The sequence below is a fragment of the Bradyrhizobium sp. genome, from assembly GCF_016462955.1.
Classification (GTDB): Bacteria; Pseudomonadota; Alphaproteobacteria; order Rhizobiales; family Xanthobacteraceae; genus Bradyrhizobium.
In genome coordinates, this window is record NZ_JAEMSD010000568.1 from 1 (window position 1) to 4041 (window position 4041).

Consider the following 4041-nt stretch of genomic DNA (forward strand, 5'->3'; position numbering starts at 1 on the left):
AATCCGAAGAAGGAAATCTCGATGTACATCAACTCGCCGGGCGGCGTGGTGACATCGGGCCTCGCGATCTACGACACCATGCAGTTCATTCGCCCGCCGGTCTCGACGCTGTGCACGGGCCAGGCGGCCTCGATGGGCTCGCTGCTTCTCTGCGCCGGCGAGAAGGACATGCGCTTCTCGCTGCCGAACGCGCGCATCATGGTGCATCAACCCTCCGGCGGCTTCCAGGGCCAGGCGACCGACATCATGCTGCACGCCCAGGAGATCCTGAACCTGAAGAAGCGGCTCAACGAGATCTACGTGAAACACACCGGGCAGACCTACAAGTCGATCGAGGATGCGTTGGAACGCGACAAGTTCCTGACCGCGAACGACGCCAAGGAGTTCGGTCTGGTGGACAAGGTGATCGACAAGCGCGCCGAGGAGCCGGCGGCGGCGAAAACCCCGTAGCACTACTGGGTCGTCACGGTGATCCCTCGGCTTGCCGTGCACCCGTCAGGACAGTGTTCACGTTAGGTGCGCGTGCGCGTGGCGCAGAACACGGCTTTGCGCCCTGCGACAAGCAGAAAGTTCCGCTTTCGTGCTTGTTTTTCGTGGTAATCCAGCCACGCCGGGGTGATTTCCATCACATCGCCCGTGCCAAGACCGGAAATCACGGTATTGTCACGGGTAGCCGGTGACCCCCGATTAGCGAATTCTTGATAGTCGGGTGACAGCATGGTTGGCTACGATTGATCGGCTATGATCGCAGCAGAATCGAGCGGCCGTGATTCGCACGGATAGTAAAGCGTAGGGTCTTTTTTGGTACGGAATTTGCTCTACTTAAGCTACATGCCGGCCACTGTGTCGGAATGTAGCGATCGAGCGGAACGGGATCGAACCGCGGACGGAGACATGAATGAGTAAGGTCGGCACGAGCGACTCCAAGAACACGCTATATTGCTCGTTCTGCGGCAAGAGCCAGCACGAAGTCCGCAAACTGATCGCGGGTCCCACGGTCTTCATTTGCGACGAGTGCGTCGAGCTCTGCATGGACATCATTCGCGAGGAGAACAAATCCTCGCTGGTCAAGTCGCGCGACGGGATTCCGACGCCGAAGGAAATCTGCAAGGTGCTGGACGATTACGTGATCGGTCAGAGCCATGCCAAGAAGGTCCTGTCGGTCGCGGTGCACAACCACTACAAGCGCCTCAACCATCAGACCAAGCACAACGACGTCGAGCTCGCGAAGTCGAACATCCTGCTGATCGGTCCGACCGGTTCGGGCAAGACGCTGCTCGCGCAGACGCTCGCCCGCATCCTGGACGTGCCGTTCACGATGGCCGACGCCACCACGCTGACAGAAGCCGGTTATGTCGGCGAGGACGTCGAGAACATCATCCTGAAGCTGCTCCAGGCCGCCGACTACAATGTCGAGCGCGCCCAGCGCGGCATCGTCTACATCGACGAAATCGATAAGATCAGCCGCAAGTCCGACAACCCCTCGATCACGCGCGACGTGTCGGGCGAGGGCGTCCAGCAGGCGCTGCTCAAGATCATGGAAGGCACCGTGGCTTCGGTCCCGCCGCAAGGCGGCCGCAAGCATCCGCAGCAGGAGTTCCTGCAAGTGGATACCACTAACATCCTGTTCATTTGCGGCGGCGCCTTCGCCGGTCTGGACAAGATCATCTCGGCACGCGGACGATCGACCTCGATCGGCTTCGGCGCCCAGGTGCTTGCGCCGGAGGACCGCCGTACCGGCGAGATCTTCCGTCATGTCGAGCCGGAGGACCTCCTGAAGTACGGCCTCATCCCCGAGTTCGTCGGCCGTCTGCCCGTGGTGGCGACGCTCGAGGATCTCGATGAGACCTCGCTGAAGAAGATCCTGACCGAGCCGAAGAACGCGCTGGTGAAGCAGTACCAGCGGCTGTTCGAGATGGAGAACATCGAGCTGACCTTCGCCGACGAGGCGCTTGGCGCGGTCGCCCGCAAGGCGATCGAGCGCAAGACCGGCGCGCGTGGCCTGCGTTCGATCCTCGAGGCCATCCTGCTCGAGACCATGTTCGACCTGCCGGGCCTGGAAGGTGTGGAAGAAGTCGTGATTTCCCGCGAAGTCGTGGAAGGAACGGCCCGTCCGCTCTACATCTACGCCGATCGGTCCGATCGCGCCGTCGAGAACGCCAGCGCCTGATCTGCCGGCGCTGGAAGGGCTCCAATCGTATTTACAAAGAGAGCTGCGGACGTGAATCTCCGCAGCTGGTGTTGCGTCGCTTACCGCGTTGCGTAAGCGCCTGATGGCGCGCGTTTTTCAATGACTTGACACCCCCCGGGTCGATAGCCACCTAATGTCGGCGGCGAGCAAAAATTCTCTTTCAAGATTCGCCTCAGTTCCGATCCAACGAGCCGGTCCAACCCGTCCTGGACCGACCGGTCCTGCGGATCACCTCGGCACCTTGTGGCGGTTGCGCATGATCAGCGGGCGGCGTGCAAGGGGGCAAAGCAAAAGGAAAAGGCCATGACCAATCCAAAACCCCGGCCAACAATCGTTCATGGCGAAACGCACGCCTATCCCCGTGCTGCCGCTGCGCGACATCGTCGTCTTCCCCCATATGATCGTGCCACTCTTCGTCGGCCGCGAGAAGTCGATCCGCGCGCTCGAAGAGGTGATGAAGAACGACGCGCTGATCATGCTCGCGACGCAGAAGAACGCGTCCGATGATGATCCGGCGCCGGACTCCATTTACGAGACCGGAACGCTCGCCAGCGTGCTCCAGCTCTTGAAGCTCCCCGATGGTACCGTGAAGGTGCTGGTCGAAGGGCTCGAGCGGGCGCGCGTGTCGAAATACACCGATCGTGCCGATTACTACGAAGCAACCGCCGTCGCGCTCGCCGACACCGATGCGAAGTCGGTCGAGGCGGAAGCCCTGGCGCGCTCGGTCGTGTCCGATTTCGAGAGCTATGTGAAGCTCAACAAGAAGATCTCGGCCGAAGTCGTCGGCGTTGTGCAGGCGATCACCGATTTCGCCAAGCTCGCCGACACGGTTGCCTCGCATCTCGCGGTCAAGATCGCGGACCGGCAGGGCATCCTTGAGACGCTGTCCGTCACCACGCGCCTGGAGAAGGTGCTGGGCCTGATGGAGAGCGAGATCTCGGTGCTGCAGGTCGAGAAGCGCATCCGCTCGCGCGTCAAGCGCCAGATGGAGAAGACCCAGCGCGAGTATTACCTCAACGAGCAGATGAAGGCGATCCAGAAGGAACTCGGCGACGACGACGGTCGCGACGAGCTCGCCGATCTCGAAGAGAAGATCTCCAAGACCAAGCTCTCCAAGGAAGCGCGCGAGAAGGCGCAGCACGAATTGAAGAAGCTGCGCCAGATGTCGCCGATGTCCGCCGAGGCGACCGTCGTGCGCAACTATCTGGATTGGCTGCTGTCGATTCCGTGGAACAAGAAGTCCAAGGTCAAGAAGGACCTGGAGGCGGCGCAGGCCGTCCTGGACTCCGATCACTACGGGCTCGAGAAGGTCAAGGAGCGCATCGTCGAGTATCTTGCGGTGCAGTCGCGTGCCAACAAGCTGACGGGCCCGATCCTGTGCCTCGTCGGGCCTCCTGGCGTGGGCAAGACCTCGCTCGGCAAGTCGATCGCGAAGGCGACGGGGCGCGAGTTCGTGCGCGTCTCGCTCGGCGGCGTGCGCGACGAGGCCGAGATCCGCGGTCACCGCCGCACCTATATCGGCTCGATGCCCGGCAAGATCATCCAGTCGATGCGCAAGGCGAAGTCGTCCAATCCGCTGTTCCTCCTGGACGAGATCGACAAGATGGGCGCCGACTTCCGCGGCGATCCATCCTCTGCGCTGCTCGAGGTACTCGACCCCGAGCAGAACGGGACCTTCAACGACCACTATCTCGAGGTCGACTACGATCTCTCCAACGTGATGTTCATCACGACCGCGAATACGCTCAATATTCCGGGGCCGCTGATGGACCGCATGGAGATCATCCGGATCGCGGGCTACACCGAGAACGAGAAGGTCGAGATCTCGCGCAAGCACCTGATCCCAAACG

General features: G+C 61.5%; 3 protein-coding genes and 1 pseudogene. 3 read left to right on the top strand and 1 reads right to left on the bottom strand.

Annotation, left to right across the window (positions count from 1 at the left end):
• The coding region (locus tag JHD07_RS34540; protein WP_291630308.1) for an ATP-dependent Clp protease proteolytic subunit at positions 1–450 on the top strand (450 nt) is incomplete at its 5' end.
• Positions 451–512: 62 nt separating this feature from the next.
• Here the strand turns inward: JHD07_RS34540 and JHD07_RS34545 are convergent.
• Positions 513–719, bottom strand: a complete 207-nt coding sequence (locus JHD07_RS34545) for a hypothetical protein (protein ID WP_291630310.1) — start codon at positions 717–719, stop codon at positions 513–515.
• Between the two features lie 179 nt (positions 720–898).
• Between JHD07_RS34545 and clpX the strand changes: the two genes are divergently transcribed.
• Positions 899–2170, top strand: coding sequence for an ATP-dependent Clp protease ATP-binding subunit ClpX (gene clpX, locus JHD07_RS34550; protein ID WP_061027021.1), 1272 nt, complete (start codon positions 899–901; stop codon positions 2168–2170).
• Between the two features lie 324 nt (positions 2171–2494).
• A pseudogene (lon, locus tag JHD07_RS34555) lies at positions 2495–4041 on the top strand (endopeptidase La); the annotation flags it as partial.

What these genes read in the sequence shown, in the direction of transcription:
- JHD07_RS34545 (WP_291630310.1), bottom strand. Translation starts at nt 719, where the DNA reads ATGCTGTCACCCGACTATCAAGAATTCGCTAATCGGGGGTCACCGGCT.
- clpX (WP_061027021.1), top strand. Translation starts at nt 899, where the DNA reads ATGAGTAAGGTCGGCACGAGCGACTCCAAGAACACGCTATATTGCTCG.